This is a genomic window from Vibrio sp. 1F279, from assembly GCF_041439815.1.
Lineage (GTDB): Bacteria > Pseudomonadota > Gammaproteobacteria > Enterobacterales > Vibrionaceae > Vibrio > Vibrio tasmaniensis_A.
In genome coordinates this window covers 23,861-44,759 of sequence record NZ_JBGOOU010000002.1, presented here as the reverse complement: position 1 = coordinate 44,759, position 20,899 = coordinate 23,861, and the positions used below count along the sequence as shown (strand labels likewise).

16 protein-coding genes are annotated in these 20,899 nt (G+C 45.0%); 11 read left to right on the top strand and 5 right to left on the bottom strand.

Translation table 11 applies throughout. The features are described 5' to 3' along the window. The first annotated feature begins 44 nt into the window (after window positions 1-44). A complete protein-coding gene (locus ACED60_RS01985) occupies window positions 45-2,495 on the top strand; it encodes a family 20 glycosylhydrolase (RefSeq protein WP_371726806.1) in 2,451 nt (816 codons plus the stop codon). A gap of 224 nt (window positions 2,496-2,719) precedes the next feature. Here the strand turns inward: ACED60_RS01985 and ACED60_RS01980 are convergent, their stop codons facing one another. The 4 genes from ACED60_RS01980 to ACED60_RS01965 all read right to left on the bottom strand — a co-directional run bounded on the left by ACED60_RS01980 (window position 2,720) and on the right by ACED60_RS01965 (window position 7,755). After that, entirely contained in the window at window positions 2,720-3,016 is a 297-nt protein-coding gene (locus ACED60_RS01980) for a Bor family protein (protein ID WP_017097222.1), read from the bottom strand. Between the two features lie 123 nt (window positions 3,017-3,139). Then, window positions 3,140-4,459 (bottom strand): sensor histidine kinase, encoded by a 1,320-nt coding sequence (locus ACED60_RS01975; RefSeq protein ID WP_371726805.1) that lies wholly within the window; start codon window positions 4,457-4,459, stop codon window positions 3,140-3,142. Window positions 4,460-4,495: 36 nt separating this feature from the next. After that, window positions 4,496-5,200 carry a response regulator gene (locus ACED60_RS01970; RefSeq protein ID WP_065679160.1) on the bottom strand — a complete coding sequence of 235 codons (705 nt, stop codon included), beginning with the start codon at window positions 5,198-5,200 and terminating at the stop codon, window positions 4,496-4,498. Window positions 5,201-5,559: 359 nt separating this feature from the next. Next, on the bottom strand, window positions 5,560-7,755 hold the full coding sequence (locus ACED60_RS01965; protein WP_371726804.1) for an EAL domain-containing protein: 2,196 nt from the start codon (window positions 7,753-7,755) through the stop codon (window positions 5,560-5,562). A gap of 279 nt (window positions 7,756-8,034) precedes the next feature. On the opposite strand from ACED60_RS01965, the gene ACED60_RS01960 reads away from it, so the two are divergent. Together ACED60_RS01960 and ACED60_RS01955 are read left to right on the top strand one after the other, a co-directional pair. Further along, the gene (locus ACED60_RS01960; protein ID WP_371726803.1) at window positions 8,035-9,138 is read left to right on the top strand and encodes an alpha/beta hydrolase; all 1,104 of its coding nucleotides are present in this window, start codon (window positions 8,035-8,037) and stop codon (window positions 9,136-9,138) included. 360 nt (window positions 9,139-9,498) lie between these two features. Continuing rightward, window positions 9,499-10,698 (top strand): diaminopropionate ammonia-lyase, encoded by a 1,200-nt coding sequence (locus ACED60_RS01955; RefSeq protein ID WP_122046096.1) that lies wholly within the window; start codon window positions 9,499-9,501, stop codon window positions 10,696-10,698. A 184-nt stretch (window positions 10,699-10,882) separates the two neighbouring features. Here ACED60_RS01955 and ACED60_RS01950 read toward each other — a convergent pair whose 3' ends face one another. After that, window positions 10,883-11,374 carry an Lrp/AsnC family transcriptional regulator gene (locus tag ACED60_RS01950; RefSeq protein WP_371726802.1) on the bottom strand — a complete coding sequence of 164 codons (492 nt, stop codon included), beginning with the start codon at window positions 11,372-11,374 and terminating at the stop codon, window positions 10,883-10,885. Window positions 11,375-11,684: 310 nt separating this feature from the next. Here ACED60_RS01950 and ACED60_RS01945 point away from each other — a divergent pair, with 310 nt between their 5' ends. The 8 genes from ACED60_RS01945 (at window position 11,685) to betB (ending at window position 20,890) form a co-directional block, all read left to right on the top strand. Further along, a complete protein-coding gene (locus tag ACED60_RS01945; RefSeq protein WP_135383547.1) occupies window positions 11,685-12,479 on the top strand; it encodes an Asp/Glu racemase in 795 nt (264 codons plus the stop codon). A 101-nt stretch (window positions 12,480-12,580) separates the two neighbouring features. Further along, window positions 12,581-13,792 (top strand): M20 aminoacylase family protein, encoded by a 1,212-nt coding sequence (locus tag ACED60_RS01940; RefSeq protein WP_135383548.1) that lies wholly within the window; start codon window positions 12,581-12,583, stop codon window positions 13,790-13,792. 217 nt (window positions 13,793-14,009) lie between these two features. Beyond that, on the top strand, window positions 14,010-15,053 hold the full coding sequence (gene dctP / locus ACED60_RS01935) for a TRAP transporter substrate-binding protein DctP (RefSeq protein ID WP_017105430.1): 1,044 nt from the start codon (window positions 14,010-14,012) through the stop codon (window positions 15,051-15,053). 120 nt (window positions 15,054-15,173) lie between these two features. Further along, window positions 15,174-15,716 (top strand): TRAP transporter small permease, encoded by a 543-nt coding sequence (locus ACED60_RS01930; RefSeq protein WP_371726800.1) that lies wholly within the window; start codon window positions 15,174-15,176, stop codon window positions 15,714-15,716. Next, complete coding sequence (locus tag ACED60_RS01925) at window positions 15,713-17,056, top strand: TRAP transporter large permease (RefSeq protein WP_017111212.1); 1,344 nt, start codon at window positions 15,713-15,715, stop codon at window positions 17,054-17,056. Before ACED60_RS01930 ends, ACED60_RS01925 begins: the two co-directional genes overlap by 4 nt. 37 nt (window positions 17,057-17,093) lie before the next feature. After that, window positions 17,094-18,275: a M24 family metallopeptidase gene (locus tag ACED60_RS01920; RefSeq protein WP_371726799.1), complete on the top strand. Its 1,182-nt coding sequence runs from the start codon at window positions 17,094-17,096 to the stop codon at window positions 18,273-18,275. A gap of 435 nt (window positions 18,276-18,710) precedes the next feature. Continuing rightward, the gene (gene betI / locus ACED60_RS01915; protein ID WP_065105898.1) at window positions 18,711-19,313 is read left to right on the top strand and encodes a transcriptional regulator BetI; all 603 of its coding nucleotides are present in this window, start codon (window positions 18,711-18,713) and stop codon (window positions 19,311-19,313) included. A 116-nt stretch (window positions 19,314-19,429) separates the two neighbouring features. Next, on the top strand, window positions 19,430-20,890 hold the full coding sequence (gene betB / locus ACED60_RS01910; RefSeq protein WP_371726798.1) for a betaine-aldehyde dehydrogenase: 1,461 nt from the start codon (window positions 19,430-19,432) through the stop codon (window positions 20,888-20,890). Window positions 20,891-20,899: the final 9 nt, after the last annotated feature.

Sequence of the window (20,899 nt, the reverse complement as noted above, 5' to 3'; positions counted from 1 at the left end):
TCCGATAAACAAAACAGAACCATATTTATATAGGAAAATTAATAATGAAAAAAACTATATTATCCCTATTGATTTCAGGTTCAGTAGTGTCCCCAATGGCGTTAGCAATGGCTCCAAATACCGATCTAAATTTAATGCCGTACCCACAAACGGTCGAGCTGCAAGCTGGGCAAGTTAAGGTCGACGGTAACTTCAAGGTTTACATCAAAGGCTTTAACTCTGACCGTGTCGAATATACGGCGAAACGCTTTATTGATCGCCTTGAGCGTCAGACGGGTGTGCCGATTCTAAATTGGCAAGTTGATAGTGAAGACGAAGCGAGCCTGATCATAGATATCGATGCGGCACCAAAGTCTGAAGTACAGAACATCGACTCTGTAGAGTCCTACAAAATTACCACTCAGGGTGAACAAATCACGCTGAGCTCTCCAAGCCCATACGGCACTATTCACGGCATCGAAACCCTTTTACAGCTCGTTGAAACCACAGCGACTGGCTACCATATTCCTGCCGTAACAATTGTCGATGAGCCCCGTTTTCGTTGGCGTGGTGTCTCTTACGATACTTCACGTCACTTCATTGAATTCGATGTGCTGATTCGTCAGTTAGATGCGATGGCGTCGGCGAAGATGAACGTGTTCCATTGGCACTTCTGGGACGATCAAGGCATTCGAATTCAAACGGAATCTTGGCCGCGTCTGTGGTCTGAAACTGCCGATGGTAATTACTACACCAAAGACCAAGTTCGCTACTTAGTTGAATACGCCCGTAATCTTGGTATTCGTGTTATCCCTGAGGTCTCTCTTCCGGGTCACTCTTCTGCCGTGGCTCATGCTTACCCGCGTTTGATGTCGGGCGGTGAAGGGCAAAACTACGAGCAAGAAAGAGGGTGGGGAGTGTTTGAACCGCTCATGGATCCACTGAACCCAGAAGTCTATGAGATGCTAGGTGACGTGTTTGACGAAGTGACCGAGCTGTTCCCTGATGAGTACTTTCATATCGGTGGCGATGAGCCGAACTATGCGCAATGGAAAAACAGCGAAAAGCACCAACAGTTCATTGAAGAGAACAATATCGATGGCGAGCGTGGTCTGCAGTCTTACCTCAATGTAAAAGTTGAGAAGATGCTCGAAGAGCGCGGTAAGAAGATGACCGGTTGGGATGAGATTTGGCATAAAGATCTGCCGACTTCCATCGTGATTCAAAGCTGGCAAGGGCATGACAGCATTGGTCGTGCGGCGAAAGAGGGCTACCCAGGTATTCTTTCTACGGGTTATTACCTAGATCAACCTCAGCCGACTAGCTACCACTATCGCAATGACCCAATGCCAAGTGGCATCACAGTTGACGATAAGCTGCACAGTGGCGAAAAGTTCGTGACGTATCAATGGCAGAAGCCACGTTCAAAAGGCGGCCCACGTAAGGGAACACTGACTATTATTGAAGGGAAAGACGGCACTTTCCGCGCATTCAGTGATTATAACGGCAAGTCTCGTGAAGAGATCTACATCCTTGATTATGTACCGGGTAAAACCTTTGTCGGTCACTTCGATAACTTCATGTCGTACACCGAGTTCAACCTAAACCTAAATCCCAAGGGTTTTACCGAAGGCAGTTACCAATTGGTCGGTAATGTGCGTTGGCCAACCACAGGTGAAGTGATTGCGAGCAGTGATGTTGAAGGCAGCGTGATTCCTGAACCAAATGGTGGTTACCCTGCAGAATTAACCGACAAAGAAAAAGAGCTTATCTTGGGAGGCGAGATCACCATGTGGCTAGAGAATAAAGACAGCCTCACGGTTGAAAACTACCTATGGCCGCGCAGCTATGCGATTGCAGAGCGCTTCTGGTCTGATGCGGAATTGACGGACGAACGCAGCATGTACAAGCGCATGAAAGCGATGGATACATGGTCTGAAGTGTCGGTTGGACTGCGTCACCATGCGGATGCTGACATGTTGTTAAAACGCATTGCCAAAGGGCAGGATATCCACGACCTGCGCGTGCTTGCCAAGTACACCGAGCCAGCACAATACTACGCGCGTAACTGGGAGAAGTGGAACTCTACTGAACCTAAGGGCACTTTATACAGCCAATACGAGCGTCTAAATCGCTTCGTGGATGCACTGCCAGTCGAAAGCTACGCCGTGTATGAGATGCAAGATTTGGTCAATGAAGTCGCGACGGGTAATCAACAAGCGTTTGAGCAACTCGCTCAGCATTATCAACAAGCAAAAGCGGCTGCACTCGCTGCTAAAACTGTCTTCGTAGGTAATGTGTCTTCAGTAGAGACTGTGGTAGTTGCCGAGAAAACGGCGGAAGTCGCAGACTTGGCGTTAACCTTGATTGCTAAAGCACAAGCGGGTGAAAAAATTCGAGCATCAGATGCGAATGCCTACCAAGCGATACTGTCTGAATCAGCTAAGATCTACGACGAATCGATCATCGCGATTGTTCGCCCGACAGAGCTCTTGTTGAAGCAGTTAGCTGACTAAGCCGTTTACGGATTAGCGAATAAGTCACACGCCAATAAGTGAATCAAAACCGCCCCATGTGGGCGGTTTTTTAGTTTTAGCTTCTCAATTGGGTGTAATTTCTCGCCCAATATAAGCGACTACTCACTAACACTACCCTGTAGCGTTAACGTGAATGTCAGGTAGAAGCTTCCAAGACCAAACTTTTGGTGTCGTCAGTCGGTTCGTGGACAAATAACGACGAGTTAAGCTTTGCAGTAAACGCGTGCTTCTCGTGGTGTATAAATACCAAAAGTCACGGCTGCTAGTAAACCATTCACGAATGTCTCTTGAACTTCAACTTTAGCAACGTTGTCGATACCGTTACATACTTTAGCTGCATCAATTTGCTTTTTCTGCGCTAGACCGTTGATGAAAAAGTGGTGTGACTTTTCAGTTGTTGGTGCTGTTGCTTCGCTCTCTTGAGGGGCCATTACGAAAGTTTGTTGAGCGCAACCTGTTGCTACTAGCGATAGTGCCGCGATGATCATTAATTTTTTCATGTGTTTCTCCAGAGATAAAATTCAGCTCACGTTAGTAAGGGTGAACGAGTGTTGTTGGTTTTGAAGGGGGATATCGAGCCTCCTTCGGTTGATGTTGAACATTATTCCAGAAATGATTGGTCGTTACTGTATGGGTTTGTCAGTCGAATCGTTACACAGTGGAAAGGCTATAGTGAATACGGCGCCCTTTAAAGTATTGCTTTGTGCGACTTGTACTGTTGCACCGTGTTGAACACAGATCTTCTTGACGATAGAAAGCCCTAGACCATGGCCACTCTTGGCTTTGTTACGCGCTTTATCTCCAACATAAAAAGGTTCGAATAGGCGAGAACGGTGCTCTTTTGCTACGCCGTCACCGTCGTCATGCACGGCGATTTGTAACATATCGTGGTGCACGCTTGCTTCTATCGAAATTTGTGAGCGTGCGAATTTCATCGCGTTACGTACTAGGTTATCTAACGCGCGATTGAGCAGCGTATCATCTGCTAATATCAAATGAGGTTGTTCTGGTAGTGATAGATCAATACTAAACTCAGTCTCTTTGTTCCAACGGCTCATTGCATGATCGAGAAAGTCTCTTATCTCTAATGGCTGTTGCAAGTTCTCTAGATCACAACTGTCGAGTTTTGCGTAATATAGTAACTCATCGACCATTTTTTCCATCTCTTCTGTGTCTTCAACAATACTCTCGATAGTATCTTGCTGCCCCTCGTTGAGTGGCGTGTCTTTGAGCATTTCAGCCTGCCATTGAATTCTAAATATTGGAGTTCGCAGTTCATGAGCTACCGCATTGGTAAGTGAACGATTACTCTCGATTAAGCTATGGATTCGGTCGGCCATCAGATTAAAGGATTTGTTGAGTGAACCAATCGCAATGCCGCTTGAAGTCTCGGCTCGTGAGGAGAGATCCCCTTCAGCAAAACGCAGAGTGGCAGATTCAAGCTTTTTAACTCGGCGGAAGATGATTAACAGGTGGCATAAGCCGTACAAGATAAAGCTTGCTAAAAAGAACAACCAAATGAGGTCATCTTCCAATTCTATCTTTTGCCTAATGAACGCTTCACTGTTGGGTAGATAATGATAGGTATTGTCGCTGCTTGCTAAGCGAAACCAAAGGTCACGTTCATCATCGTGAAAGATAAAGGTATTTGGGTTGGTAGAGAAGAACTCTGAAACTGGGCTTGGTATTTCATCTTTTGGGTTGAACGTCACCAGTTTATTGCGAGTGGTTTCGACAAACTGGTTCATTGCTTGTTGAGCCGCTTCAAGACCTTGATTCTTAGCGATGTTCTCTATCAGTTGCTGGTGGGCTGTCGCTTCGTAATCTTGTAATACATATTCGTAGTCGGTATTGAGCTGATAGACACAAATTTCGTAGGCGAGAAGACCAACAATAAAGCAAGTTAACAGCCCTAGTAGGGACTCCAAATAGATACGTCGCATAATCGCTCTCTTTTATTGCGCCCGTACTGAGCGCGGTTAATGCCAGGCGGTCGAAACAAATAAGTAGCCTTTCCCGCGAATGGTCTGAATTTTTTCTGCTGGTGTTTTGTCATCACCAAGTATCTTACGTAAACGCACCACTTTGTTGTCAATCGTTCGGTCGATCCCGTCGTACTCGATCCCACGCAGCGTTTGAGTTAAATAATCACGTGACAGTGGAGTATCAGGGTTGGATGCTAACAGCCAAAGTAGATCAAATTCACTGTCTGTCAGTGATAAAACCACATCTGAAAGCTCGCACTTTTTATAGGTGTTTTTCAGAATAAGTTGACCAAACTGAAGGCTACTTGAATCATCAACCAGAGGTGTATTGGTTTCTTGACGGCGTAATAGCGAGCGGACCCTTGCCAGCAGAACTCTTGGTTTGATTGGCTTGGTGACATAGTCATCAGCCCCTGTCTCTAAACCTGCAACGTGATCAAAATCATCATCGCTGGCGGTGAGCATTAAAATTTTACCCTTAAAGAGCGTACGAGTCTGTCGGCAAATTGTCAGTCCATCGGTTACAGGAAGCATTAAATCCAACAACACAATATCAGGTTGTTCCGCGAGGATGGTCTGTGCGGCATCACTGCCATCGTCCAATACGGTGACATCAAAATCTTGCGCGACAAAGTAGTCTTGCAGCATTTTCTGAAGTTTCAAATCGTCTTCAACGATGATCATTTTAGGTTTTGTCATTCCGTTATCAGCCTTGTTGTGCGTTTAATTTATTGAAATTACGTGAGTGCGTTTAATTTTGGCAGCTCCTACTGTTGCATATTCATCACAAATGCGTCACGAAGAAATTCCTGATGTGAATGATTAAACACTTTCCATGCTAGTTCAATGCCGATTTGTAATTTTTGCTTGGGTTTTTCAGTAGGTTAGAGGTGGTGTTTTAGTCTGTTAGCGAAGAAGGCCGGAAATGAGAGCTCTAATGTCGAGTTTTTAGTTTAATAACAGAAGAGCCAGCCATGAAGCATCTTTTTAAAGAGGTTTCATGGCTGGTTGGAACTTAATTGGATTTTAACTCAAAAATTAAGGCCTACGGTTTGAACCTAAGCATGCGTATTTATGAGTTCCGAGTTATGATTTTTGGCAAACAGAACAAAATCGTCTAGTGGCATTGGTTTTGCGAAATAGAAGCCTTGTACTTCGTGACACCCTGCGCGGCCTAAAAATTCAAGTTGCTCTTTTTCTTCAATGCCTTCAGCAAGTACATTGAGTGAGAGTTCGGTTGCTAGCTTACAAATCATGCTCAAGATAGCTTGGTCATCGGTGTTGCTAAGTAAGTCCTTTACAAACTCTCGATCTATTTTCAGTCGATCTATAGGGAGTAGCTTCAAATAGCTAAGAGATGAATAACCAGTACCGAAATCATCTAACGCTATTTCAATGTTTAACTTCTTTAAGTCATTCAATACGGCCACGACCTTCGACACATCACCCAACATGGCACTTTCTGTTATTTCTAATTCCAATAAACTCGGAGAAAGGCCAGTCTTTTCTAAGGTGAATTGTGTCAGATCTAAAATGTTCTGTTCCGAAAACTGAATGCTCGAAATATTAACGGCAACCTTTACACCAGCAAGCGCTTTGTGATTCTGCCACTGTTGGCAATCAGTGGTAGCTTGTTCGAAAATATGAGCCCCCATTGGAATGATTAAATGGGATTGCTCTGCCAGTTCTATAAAAAGGTCAGGCCTTACGAGGTCTCCATTTGGTTTTTTCCAACGCATGAGCGCTTCGGCACCAATGATACGATTGGTCTTTAAGCAAAATTGAGGTTGGTAATAAGGAATAAATTCTCTGTTTTCAATCGCATTGTTTATCTCTTTGATTAACGTTATACGTCTCAACGCAGCATTCGACAGTTCAGGTTTATGCTTAACCGTAATGTCATCGCCTTTTTCCTTGGATACATATAGAGCGATGTTCGCTTGAATGAGCATTTCAGAACTGCTTTGTGCGCCATTTGAACTGCAGGTTGCACCAAGGTTAGCCACTAGTTTTATCTTGTTCTCATCAATGATAATTTCATTTGAAACCACATCAATCAACATAGCAAAAAAAGCATCCGAACCTTGATCGCCATTGTGTTCTTTCGCAGGCACTGCGATACAGAACTTATTTTCATCCAATCGAGCTAGGTTAAAATCAACCATGGTTGTGCATGCGGATAAGCGGTTGGCTAGATGAAGTAAGATTGTGTCCCCAGCTTTATAGCCGAGTGTATTGTTGATGTCTCTAAAACGTTTAATATCAATGATTAACACGGTGATGCGTTCATTTTTTTCTTTGTGTTTATTGAGCAACTCATCAAGCGATCGCAAAAACCCAAGACGGTTCGGCAACTTAGTGAGCGAATCATAGTACGCCAGTGTTTCGATTTCTTTTGTTAATGCTCTGCGTTGCTGTTCTTTATCATAAAGGCTAGAAAAAGCACTTTGTAGTTCCGTTATCTCGTAATATTTTGCTGGTGGTAAAGACGCACTTTCTTCTTTGCCTTGTGCCAATAAACTAAGAGAGCGAGTGATGTTTTTTAACGGAGTCGATACTCGACGAGCGATGGCAAAGTTAATAAACATCACCGTCATAAAGCTGATTATGCTAATAGACATCAAAGATTGATTGATCATCTTTCCATATTTTAACCATTCATCTACAACTGTATTTACCTCGAGAATCCCTCGTACATCGTTGAGTTCCCAATCGTGTTTAGGAGAGTCGGGGTGGCTATTGTGGCAGTTTACACAAGTTTGGTCATAGAGGCGGTCTGCCCGAGCGACGCGTACTCGGGTTCTGTCTTGCTCTTGTACAAACTCGACGTAGAACTCATCTGGTTTCTTGTTAATCGCTACCCACGCCCGTTGTTGAAATTCGTCAAAAAGCCTACCTTGACGGTTTTTAAAAGGGTAAGGGCTGGTAAACGAGGTCGTGATGGTGAGATCTTTATCAGATTTATCAAGCATTTCGATTAAGAAGGTAGCAGGAACAGGGATACTGTTCTCTAAGGATTGGTGCTGGGCTGTCGCCACGAGTTCTTGACTATCAACAACTTTCTGTACGACATTTGATGAGTAATAGTTACGAATACTATGAAATGTAGTCACGTAGTTCTTTGCATTTTCAACCGACACTTTTTGAACGAAATCTTCAAGGATAACGGTCGATATTAAAGAGAATAGTAAAATACAAGCAAGTGCTATTCCTATGATTGAATAAATAATGGTCCAAGATAGTGAACGCTTCATTGTCTACCTTTATTGATATTTTTAATTGCCTGACACTACTGAAGTGGCTTTCCATGTGGCTTGTTGATGATTTGTTAGCATTATATATAATTTTAGAGTGGCTGAATGTAAGCTCGTGTAACTGGTCTTATGAGTTGGTTTGCACTCTGAAGTGAGTGTTTTTAGCAAGGAAGGGGGGGCGAGGATATAGATGAAATACATTCCATTACATAGTTACGACAGATAATTTAATTGTTAACCAATAGAATTTCTCCAATCAAAATTTTGGGGAATAATGGTATGAAGTACTATCGAAATACGTTGCTAGCGTTACCTTTGGCTCTCTTGGCTGGCTGTAATTCAAGTTCAAACGCGGGACAATCAACCACCATTTCGCAAAAGGAACCGAAGGCTGACTACGTATTTTCTTCAGCTAAACTTGGTGAATTGTATCAAGAGAGGCAAGAGCTCCAAGAAGAGGCTATGAAGCTCTCTTACGATGGTATTTTGTATGAAAAAATTCAGTTTGCTGAAGACATTAGTGATAAGCAAAAAGTGATTAGGCTTTTGGATGGCTTAGGTCAAAGTGTTGATCTGTACTTTCCTGAAGCTGGGTTTGATAGTTGTGGTATTTATACAGAGAGCAAGGGCTTGGATCTATTTGATTGTGATGCAGCACAACGCTTTACTTCTAGTGATACTACGTCAATAAAAGCAATGACGAAGGATAAAAAAGTCTCCGTTAATCTTGAATACCAAAACGAGTTGTCGCAATACGTGACGAGCCTAGGTTCGACGATTCTGAGTAAATCCAAAAATGGTAATAAAGTCACCATTACCACATCGTTTGCCTTCAACGCTTTTTACCGCGATGTACTCAACGAGACTGGCGCTGTTGAACGGATTACTTCCACTCTAGGCGCATCAACCTATTCTCAGCTTTTTGATATCGTGAAGTTATACCGAGGCAGTGAGATGACGTTGAAGTTTACCAACCATATTGGCGGTAGTGCTGATGACGAAATCAACATGTACACCGGGCGTATGATCAATAACAACAAGATGACGACGGTTGTGACTCCAACGGGTTCGGTTTTTTCGGGTGGTACGGATCTATTTGCTGCTGGCAACCCACGCATATTGCAACGCGCTGATACTACCAAGGTCATTGAACTGAATAAACAGGTGGGTGTGCATAGTTGGGCTGAAGGGAATAAAACGGCCAAAGAATTCCCATACACCAATGAGAGTCATCGTCAGCAAGCGACCTATTTTAAAAAGGTGATGGGAGAAAAAGGGATAGACTTCTATATCTTCACTTTAGATTCTGCCCCGGCTTCCGGTGAACACTGGATGACCAAAGCAGACTCTGATAAGTACGGTTTTATTACTCGTATTGAGTAGTCAAAGAAAGTAACAATAACGACTCCGCAAAGGTTGGTGATGGCTCTGTCATTATCGGCCTTTTTTTGTGCCTGTTGTTTCTGCATTGGTTCCGGGTTGTTAGGCTAGTGGTTCCATCGATCGAATTGGACTTTTTTCTATCGGTAGAATTCATTGGTTAGGTTGCCACATCGGAATGGTGAATAAATTCTTCATTTAACACTCATGTAACAATTAATTCCCGCAGATCGCGTGATAAGAATGTGTAATCACGGCACTTTTTTGTCGATAGAATTTATTATCCGCAGCCTTACTCGCCGATAGGTTTCTATAATCTAACGATGTAAGGAGCATGTGAATGACTAATAAGGACGATCATTTATGCAGTTACTGGCAGGCACTCTGACACACTACGCTAACCCTCAAGCACGCCCTGAATTGGAATACTCGAGTGAGCAGCGTGACATTTTAAGTGTCGCGAACTCTCAACAAGCGATTAAAGATATTTCTCAATGGCCTGGCTACTCTGTTACTCCTTTGCATGAGCTGAATGCAATCTCTGCTGAGATCGGCGTAAACAAGTTTTGGTACAAAGATGAATCGCAGCGTTTTGGCCTGAAGAGTTTTAAAGCACTGGGTGGCGCTTATGCTGTTGCTCGTCAGCTTCAGATTGAGATTGCCAATCGCTATGGGAAGAACCCGACCATCAGTGAGCTGCTCAACGGAGAGTGGAAATCAGAAGTTGCTGAAATCGTTGTCAGCTGTGCGACAGATGGAAACCATGGTCGCTCCGTCGCATGGGGCGCACAAATGTTTGGTTGTGGTTGTGTTATCTACATTCACCGTGACGTCTCAGAAGGCCGCAAGCAAGCGATGGAAGCGTTCGGTGCAGAAGTGGTACGCATTACCGGTAACTACGATGAATCTGTTCGTTTGGCCGACTCAGAAGCTAAAGCGCAAAATCGCGTGATTGTTTCGGACACCTCTTACGAAGGTTATATGGAAATCCCTAAAGACGTTGCTTTGGGTTACACCGTGATGTTGGCTGAAATTGTCGAGCAACTTGATGGTGAAATCCCAACCCATGTCTTTGTACAAGGGGGAGTGGGTGGTCTAGCTTCAGCAGTTTGCGGCTATTTCTGGGATCTATGGGGCGCCGATCGCCCACGCTTTGTAATTGTCGAACCTGAGCAGGCTAACTGCTTACAGAAGAGTGCTCAAGCGGGAAAACCTATCGTGGTTACGGGCGACCTAGAGACGCTGATGGCAGGACTCGCATGTGGTGAGGTTTCAAGCTTGGCGTGGACGATTCTACAAAACGGCGCTGATGACTTTATGACGTTGAGTGAAGAGGCGATCCCGCAAGCGATGCGTATGTTGGCGAGTGGCGAACAAACGGAATTGGCGATTGAAGGCGGGGAATCTGCCGTTCCTGGATTTGCTGCGGCGATCATCGCTAAGCAAGATTCCCAATACGCTGAAAAACTGAATTTGACTCAAGACAGCCGAGTGCTAGTGATTGGTACTGAAGGGGCAACTGACCCGGATCTCTATCAACAGATCATCGACAATAAAATCTAATAACTAGAAGTACATAGTTAGCAGTTAGCTGTTAAGAGCTAATCGCGAACAACGAATAATAAAGTAAGCCCCAAAGTTGGCGGTATGTAAGGTTTCTTCATACCGTCTTTTTTCCTCTCTTTTTGACTTCATTTCACAACACGCCTTGCTTTCTAATCGCACTGGTCATCAATCGATCTGGTCATCAATCACGCTGCTCATCAATTGGAATTGTCAGCCCTACCTTAACGTTATCCATCACCACATTGGTTTGAAAGCTCTTGATATTGGCATTATCAAAGAAGGCTTCACGAGTAAAGTTGTCGTAACCCTCCATATCTGCTGCTGTGACAATCATGATGAAATCTGAACTGCCTGTCACGTAATAGCATTGCTGTACTGAGCGGTTCGAACTCATCTCTTTTTTGAAGTTGTGCATCAAATCCACACGTTCACGCTCTAGCGTTACCTGAACGATAAACGTCATTCCATGGCCGACTGCTTTTGGGTTGATAACAGAGACATCAGCTTGAATGACACCTTGTGCTCTCATGCGTTTTAAACGGCGCTGAACAGCAGCAGGAGAGAGCCCGACCTGTTCTGCAATCTTGTCTGAGGTAGCCCTGTTAGAGTCTTGTACGATGTTGAGGATCTTCTTGTCGAAACTGTCGACCACCAATGCAGGTTGCTGTGTCATACCCATACTTCCCAATATCTGTTTGTAAATTAATTGTTTCTTTTGAACCAGTGTGTGATCGAGTTAAAGGTATTTAGCCTTAACATCTAGACCTCGATGAGCGAGAACAAAAAAACACTATAACGCAGAAAAAATGCGGAATTTCTGCACAACAAGGTCACCATTTAATGATAATCCTTAAAGTTATCGGTGCATTATTAATCTTGTGAACGAAATGTAAAAATCAAATCGACAGAGTTTGAAAATTATATGAAACATGTTGTTAACATCCTTTGGGCGATGTTAACTCTCGCTCAAGGAGTTGGAAAGTATGAAATCTGCAACCGCTACTTTACAGTTTGAATTAGAAAAATTGGCACCAGCAGGACGCGTCGGTGTGATTGCGTTAGCGACAGATTTCAATATTGAGCGTGATTTAAACGCGCTGTATCCAAACGATGTGCAATCGTTCACCAGCCGCCTAAGAAACTACAACCCGTTGACGATAGAGAACCTGCGTAGAATGGAACCGGGAATCGCTGCTTGTGCCGATACCATCCTACCGGGTACTGAATTGGATGTGGTGATCTACGCTTGTACCTCTGGCACTGTGGCGATTGGTAGCGAACGCATTACGCAGCTTATTCATCAGTCTCGCCCAAACGCTGCGGTAACGAATCCGGTAACGGCTGCCTTAGGGGCTTTCGACAGCTTTAAAGCGAAGCGTATCTCGGTATTAACGCCTTATACCGAAGCCGTGAATCAAGACGTGGCCGCATTTTTTGAGTCGCAAGGCATTGAGGTGTTGAGCATCGCTGGCTTTGGTTTTGAAGATGACACCGCGATGACGTTCATTTCTCCAATGGACATCAAACAAGCCGCGATACAAGTCTGTGACCCTGAAGCGGATCTTCTGTTTATCTCTTGCACGGCATTGCGTGCAGCATCGGTGATTGAATCCATTGAAGCGGAATTAGATAAGCCCGTTGTTAGCAGTAATCAGGTGTTGGCTTGGCACTCACTTCAGTTGATGAACTACCCCATACCCATTAAAGGCTTTGGTGCACTACTAGCGTACCATCTTCAGCCATCCTCAGATAATTGCCGAAGGTCGCAGTCGTTGTAACGACCTTTGATTTAGGCTGCTCGCTTTGCGTTTACATTCAGCAGCCAAGCTAATTCCACATTTAACGTTAATACAAAGAAATACACTTTGGGATCACTACTATGCCGTCTACTTTTTCGATAAAACCAGACCAACTGTCTTCGCAGCTTATCCAGAACATGACGGAGTGGCGTCAACACTTACACCGCTTTCCTGAGTGTGGTTTTGATGTCAATCTGACCTCCGATTTTATCGCCGACAAGTTACACAGCTTTGGTATCGAAGTGGTGCGTAACATCGGTAAAACAGGATTAGTAGGGATACTTCGTTCTGGATCAAGTGAGGCGAGTATTGGCCTAAGAGCTGACATGGATGCTTTGCACATTCATGAACAAAACAGCTTTGCGCATTGCTCACAACACGACGGAAAGATGCACGCCTGTGGACACGATGGACACTCTGCAATGTTGCTTGGCGCAGCAAGCTATTTAGCCGAAAACTTATTGTCAGGGAACTCAACCTTCGATGGCACGGTGTATTTCATTTTTCAACCTGATGAAGAGCATGGTTGTGGCGCGCAAGCGATGATTGATGATGGCTTGTTTGAGCGATTCTCGATTGATGAAGTATACGGCGTTCACAACTTCCCCGGCTTAGCGGAAGGTGAATTGATGGTTCGCCCCGGTTCGTTAATGGCCAGTGAAAGCAGTTTTGAAATCACCATCAATGGTGTGGGTGGGCATGCTGCTCTGCCACATCAAGGGGTCGATCCTCTCGTCGTTGGTTCGCAAGTCATTCTTGGTTTACAAACCATAGTGTCTCGTAATCTCAGTGCGATTCACGACACCGCTGTAGTCTCTGCCACCGAATTTATTACCGATGGCACGGTCAACGTCATTCCGACTCAAGTGGTCATTAAAGGCGATTGTCGCTGCTTTACTGAAGCCTCTCTCGATCGAATCAAACAAAGCATGGAGCGAATCGTGGCGGGCATTTGTCAGGCAGCTGGCGCGACTTATGATTTCGAGTTTATCAATACCTTCTACCCAACCATCAATAGTGAGCAACAAACCCAGTATTCGGTTACCGCCGCGCAGAAGGTACTTGGTGTTGAGAACGTTAATGACGCATGCGATCCACTCACAATTTCGGAAGATTTCTCAAGCATGTTGCGCGTTAAACCGGGCTGTTATGTGCTGTTGGGTAATGGTACGGAATCGGTCGGTGGTTGCGCATTGCATAACCCGAAATACGACTTTAACGACGGCATCTTAAAGCTCGGTGCGAGTTACTGGATTCAGTTGGTGAACGACCGTTTAGCACGATCAATTTAGAAACACTTATTTAGAAAAATGAATTAGAAGTGACTCATTGAGAAGTAACAACTCAATTAGAAGCAATAAGTACAGAAACAGATTCAGCAGTGACGCATTTGGCACTGCAAGATGGCTGACTTTAAACGGAGTTTATTGTCGACACAGCCAAAACTGAAGCGCGTGAAGTGACCAAGGTCATCAGCGTGTAATTAGGATAATAAAAAGGAAAGACAGGATGAAACGATTAGGCGTAGCACTGCTAAGTTTGAGCATGGTTTTTGGCGTTCATGCCGAAACATGGAAGTTTGCTTCAGAAGAGGACAAAACAGACGTTCAAGACATCTATGCGCAAAAATTTGCGGAAGTGATTAAGAAGGAATCTGATGGCGACATCCGTGTTCGCATCTATTACTACGGTCAACTGGGTACAGAAAACGACATTGTAGAACTGGCTGCTAAAGGCACGATTCAATTTGTGTCGGTAGGCGCGGGTCACTTAGGGTCTTACGTACCTGAAGTTCAAGCGGTGAGCTTACCGTATGTTCTGGGTACTAACGAAGCGATCACGCATAAGGTCTTAACGGAAAGCCCAACCATCTACAACAAGCTGGCCCCCAAGTTTGAGAGCGTAAACCTCAAACTGTTGTCGATGATGTCTGAAGGCGAAATGGTATGGGGTGGTAACAAACCTATCCGTACACCTGAAGATTTTGCGAACCAGAAAATCCGTACTTTCACCTCAACCATCCCTGTTGAAACCTACAAAGCGTTTGGTGCAACACCGACTCCTCTTTCTTGGGGTGAAGTGTACGGTTCACTGCAACTTAAGACCATCGATAGCATGGTTAACCCGATCTACTTCATCTACAACGCGAAGTGGCATGAGGTTCAAGATTACCTAATGTTCCCAGGTCAGCAACCTTATGTCAGCACGGTTTCGACCAACAGCAAGTGGTACAACGGCCTGTCGGAAGAGAAGCAAGCGATGGTCGACAAAGCGATTACCGCGGCAGACCAAGCTGCGTATGACTACCAAATCCGCATCAACAAAGAGAACATGGACAAGATCTTGAAAGAACGTCCAAACATGCAAGTGGTGGTGTTAACCGAGGAAGAGCGTGAACGCTTCAAGGTACTTAGCCAAAAGCTGCACACGACTTACTATGACGTGGTAGCGAATGCGTACCCTTCTGGTGAGCAAAGTGAAGCGCGTGAGGGTGCGAAAACTATTCTCGAAGAAATCTTAGATGAAGTGAAGGCTGCTTCAGCGACGCAATAGAAAGCGTTGTTAGGATGAATGCTATCCGCTGTTTATTGGCAGCGGGTAGCTTATCCCCACCTTCTCCAAATTGTGGCAATGGACCCCTGTCACTGAACGAAGTATGGAGCACTGCCTGTTATGAAAGAACTGCTACATAAAATAAGCGTCGCGACAGAAAAGCTAGAACGCTTTTTAATCATGACCGCCATTCTCGCGATGATGATCAATTCCACGGCCAATGCGATTGGTCGCTATGCCTTTAACAAAAGCCTGTTTTTCTCAGAAGAACTTAATCAGTTTTTGATCGTTTCAGTCACCTTTATCGGTTTCGCTTATGCGGTGCGCCAAGGTAGAAACATTCGTATGACCGCAGTCTACGATTCATTGAGCACTAAAGCTCAGAAAGTTCTCACAACCATCATTGCGCTACTCACCGCCATGTTGATGTTTTATCTCACTTACCATGCGTTCTTCTATGTCAAAGAGCTCAAAGACATCAATCGGTTAAGTCCAGCCTTACAGTTCCCTGTGTATTGGGTATACGCGATCATTCCAATTGGTTTTTTCATTGCCGGATTGCAATACAGCATGAGTTTTTTGATGAACTTACTGCACAAAGATATCTACGTGTCATTTGACGTGATTGAAAACAGAAACACAAAAGTAGGTGAGTTCGAATGAGCGATGTTGCACAGTTTTTCTCGGACATTATTGCCGGCGAATTAGATATTTATGTCATCACATTTACTCTTGTTTCTGTGATGGTGATTTTGCTGTTTTTGAGCTTCCCAATGATCGTTCCGTTAGCGGTTGGAGCTTTAATTGGCTTGATTCATTTCTCTCAGGTAGAGCCGGGAGTACTGATTCAGCAGATGGTTACGGGCATCTCGCCTAACGCATTGATTGCGGTACCCATGTTTATCTTGGCGGCTGATATCATGACGCGTGGACACACGGCCTATAACTTACTTGGTTTAATCCAAGCGTTTGTCGGGCATCTGCGTGGTGGGTTACCGATTACGACGTGTATCAGCTGTACTTTATTTGGTTCTGTTTCCGGTTCGACCCAAGCGACCGTGGTGTCGGTTGGCCAAATCATGCGTCCGAAACTACTCCAAGCAGGCTACAAAGACAGCTTTGTGATGGCGCTGATCATCAATGCCAGTGATATCGCGTTTCTTATCCCACCGAGTATCGGTTTGATTCTTTACGGAACCTTAGCCAACGCCAGTGTAGGGGAGTTGTTTATTGCTGGTATTGGCCCAGGTTTAGTACTCGCGAGCCTGTTCTCTTTGTACAGCTATGCCTACAGCGTGAAACACAGCGACACCATCACTTTGGTTGAAAAAGCCAACACAGCAGAACGTATTGAAGCGATTAAGAAAGCGATTCTTCCTCTTGGTTTCCCTGCTTTGATTATCGGTGGTATATATTCGGGCATTGTCACGCCAACCGAAGCGGCTTCATTCGCTGTGTTGTATGCGATCATCGTTGAGTGCATTTTCTATCGCAAACTTGGCGTAAAAGACATCTGCGATGCGGCGTTAAATACCGGCTTGATTACCGCGGTTGTCTTTGTGCTGGTGGGTGTTGGTCAGGCGTTCTCTTGGTACATCTCGTTTGAACAAATCCCTCAAGAGTTGTTGGCTCCTCTCAATCTAGAAGATGCTTCTCCCGAGTTCATCCTGTTTGTTATCGCACTGACTTTCTTTGTTGGTTGCATGTTCGTGGATTCATTGGTGGTGCTGCTTATCTTGACGCCCATCTTCATGCCGATTGTTGATGCAGCAGGTATCGATCCAATCTTGGTCGGAGTGATGGTCACGCTACAAATGGCGATTGGGTCGGCAACGCCTCCATTCGGTTGTGACATCTTTACCGCAATTGCGATTTTCGAGCGTCCTTATATGGAAGTCATCCGCGGAACATTGCCGTTTTTCCTCATCTTGATATTGATGTCTGCTTTGTTGATTTTCTTCCCAAGCATCGCTCTGTTGCCAAGAGACATCTTATTCAATTAATCCGTCGAGTTACCCTTATTCAATCAAGGATAGAGATATGAGTATATTGTCGTTAACACCTCCGCAGAGAGGGTTTGTATCAGCAGAACTAGAACAACGTACTGTCGAGTTGCAACAACGTTTGCGTGCGCAAAACATCGATGCTGCGTTTTTCACGACCGAGCCTGAATTCCGCTATTTCAGCGGTTTTAAATCGCAGTTTTGGGAAAGCCCAACTCGACCTTGGTTTTTGGTGGTGCCAGCGGTTGGTAAGCCGATCGCTGTTGTACCAGAGATCGGTGTGGCTGGTTTTGACGATACATGGATTGAAGATGTGCGCAGTTGGCCGTCACCAAGACCAGAAGACGATGGCGTCTCTTTATTAGTATCTACATTATCTGAGGTCTCCAAGGGTTCTCGCAGAATCGGTTCGATGATTGGGCCGGAAACACATCTGCGCATGCCTGCCACTAACTATGCGTTGTTACAGCAGAAGCTGAGCCAACACAGTGTGGTTGATGTGTCGCTGATGGTTCGCGATTTGCGTAGTGTTAAATCTCAAGCGGAGATCGATAAAGTACGCTTCGCTTGCCAAGTCACGGCTGCGGGCTTTGAGTATCTTCGTCATCATCTCGCGATAGGGATGACAGAGCGACAGGCGTGCAAAGCCATGCATTTGGAGATGTTGCGTTTGGGTGCCGATGCGTGTCCTTATCTGATTTCGGCATCCGGCCAAGGTGGCTATGACAATATCATCATGGGGCCAACGGATCGTGTGCTCTCTGAAGGAGATGTACTGATCATCGACACGGGGGCTAACTTTGATGGCTACTTCAGCGACTTTGACCGCAATTATGCGTTTGGGCATGCGCAGCCAGATACCATAGCGGCTTATGACGCCGTTTATCAATCGACAGAAGCTGGGCTCGCGATTGCAGAGCCGGGCCGAACAACCGGAGACGTGTGGCAAGCCATGTGGTCGGTGCTCGAAAAGAACGGTGCACTCGGCAACGATGTGGGTCGCATGGGGCATGGTCTGGGTATGCAGCTGACCGAGTGGCCATCACATGTCCCTAACGGTGATGTGATCTTAAAACCCGGTATGGTGTTAACGCTTGAGCCGGGTATGGCATTTGCGAAGAACCGCATGATGGTGCACGAGGAAAACATCGTTATCACAGAGTCTGGCTGCGAGATGCTTCATCAAAGAGCATGGCAATCTATGCCGATTATTGGCTAGTCAATCATTGAACCTAGTTTCTAGATCTAGTCCTAGCTTTATTATCTGGCTCTGAAATTGAGCCGTCACCAAGTAGAGCATCCATTCGTTACAAGATGCTCTGCTTTTCATTCTATGTTCCCCATTGTGCTACTCCGATTATTACGTTTAAGTTTTCTCAAATGACGTTTGACTCTTCTTATGCGATTCTCTTCCTTTGTTTAAATCTTGTGCTTATTGACTAAAAACTTTTGACCCGTAACCATCACACCTCAAATCTTTAATGATTTCATTTAGCGGTCTAAATGATATTTAACTGATTGTTTTAAAATGATTTATTGTACTTTGAATGCTGCATTGTTACGAGTTTGTTTTAAATAATCATTTGAACCCTAACTACTTTTCTGTCATTTTATACTTAACTGAACGTTCAATATAAAATAGAAGGACTAAAAAATGCCCAAGGTTGGGATGCCTGACATACGTAAACCACAGCTTGTTCAAGCGACCATGACGGTGATTGATCGAGTGGGTTTACATGCTGCGAGTATTGCTCTGATCAGCAAAGAGGCGGGAGTCTCCACTGGCATCATTAATCACTATTTTGGTGGGAAACATGGCCTGCTTGAAGAGACCATGCGAGAAATACTGCGTCAACTTTCGAATACCGTAACAACAGAATTAAAAGCGCTCCCTGCTGATGCTCACCAGCAAAGGATCAACGCTATCATTAACGGCAATTTCGAAGGCTATCAAGCGGAAAATAAAGTGTCGAAAACATGGCTCGCATTCTGGTCTTATTCGATGCATGACGCTCAACTCAAGCGTCTTCAGCGCGTGAATGAAAAGCGTTTGATTTCTCACTTACTTATTGAATTAAAATCAATTTTTCAACCTGATCAAGCAGAATTGGTCGCACACGGCATCGCATCATTAATTGATGGCATCTGGCTGAGAGGGACGCTCAATCCTGAAGGCATTAACGCTGATAAAGCTCGTGCAATCATCAATGACTACTTAGACAAGCAGCTTACGTTTTACTCGTGTCAGCGTGATTAATGATTCATCAAAAATTCTAGTGAGTGAGCTCAAAAGGCTCGCTCTCAACAACGATATGCATTCACAAATACATAGACCGATAGAGTCTAACAACAATAATTAAGTCAGAAGATCAAATGGAAATGAACTCGTTATACATCGATGGTAAAGCGGTTGACGCTACCTCAGGCGAAACTTTCGTCAGCATTAACCCTGCAAACGGCGAACCTATCGCAACGCTTGGCCAAGCTTCTTCAGCTGACGTTGAAAATGCGATTGAATCGGCGAAGCGCGGATTTGCGGTATGGTCAGCAATGACAGCCGTAGAACGCAGTCGTATTCTTTTAAAGGCGGTAGAGATACTTAGAGCTCGAAATAATGACCTTGCGAACCTTGAGGTTGTCGATACGGGCAAGCCGTTACAAGAAGCGATCGAAGTCGATGTGGCTTCTGGCGCTGACGTTATTGAGTATTTCGCAGGGCTAGCACCTACGCTGCAAGGCGATCAACAACCTCTTAGTGAATCTCAATTTTTCTACACACGCCGTGAACCGCTAGGTATCTGTGCGGGCATTGGCGCGTGGAACTACCCTATCCAAATCGCAATGTGGAAATCGGCTCCAGCACTCGCTGCGGGTAACGCGATGATTTTCAAGCCTTCAGAAGAAACGCCGCTAACGGCACTTAAGCTTGCTGAAATCTTCACAGAAGCTGGCCTTCCTGATGGCGTGTTTAACGTAGTTCAGGGCGATTACCGTGTCGGCCAAATGCTCACGGCGCACCCAGACATCGCTAAAGTGTCGTTCACAGGCGAAACTGGTACAGGCAAAGCGGTAATGTCAGACAGTGCTAAAACACTCAAGTCTGTAACGATGGAGCTCGGCGGTAAATCACCAATGATCATCTTTGATGATGCGAAATTGGACGATGCGGTGTCGGCTTCAATGGTCGCTAACTTTTACACCCAAGGCGAGGTGTGTACTAACGGTACTCGCGTCTATGTACACGAAAACATCTACGACGCATTCATCGACCAACTTAAAACACGTACTGAGAAGCTGATCATTGGTAACCCAATGGACATGGAGACTCAGATCGGCGCGTTGATTTCTAAAGAACACCTTTCAAAAGTCCTTGAAGCAATTGAGCTAGCTAAACAGTCGGGTGCAACTCTGCTGACTGGCGGTTATCAAGTGACGGACAACGGCTTAGCAAACGGCAACTTTGTTATTCCTACGGTATTCACAGATTGCCATGACGACATGCCTCACGTTCAGCAAGAGATCTTCGGCCCTGTAATGTCAGTGTTGAAGTTTACGGACGAAGACGATGTGATTCGTCGCGCTAATGAAACCAAATATGGTCTTGCGGCTGGCGTGTTCACGCAAAACCTTTCTCGCGCTCACCGTGTTATTCATCAAATGCAGGCGGGTATTTGTTGGGTTAATACATGGGGTGACTCACCTGCAGAAATGCCTGTTGGTGGCTACAAACTTTCAGGGGTTGGCCGTGAAAACGGGCCAGAGACTCTACTCCACTATACGCAGACTAAGAGCATTCTTATTGAACTTGGCGACTACGCCAGCCCTTATGCCTAACGCGTAACA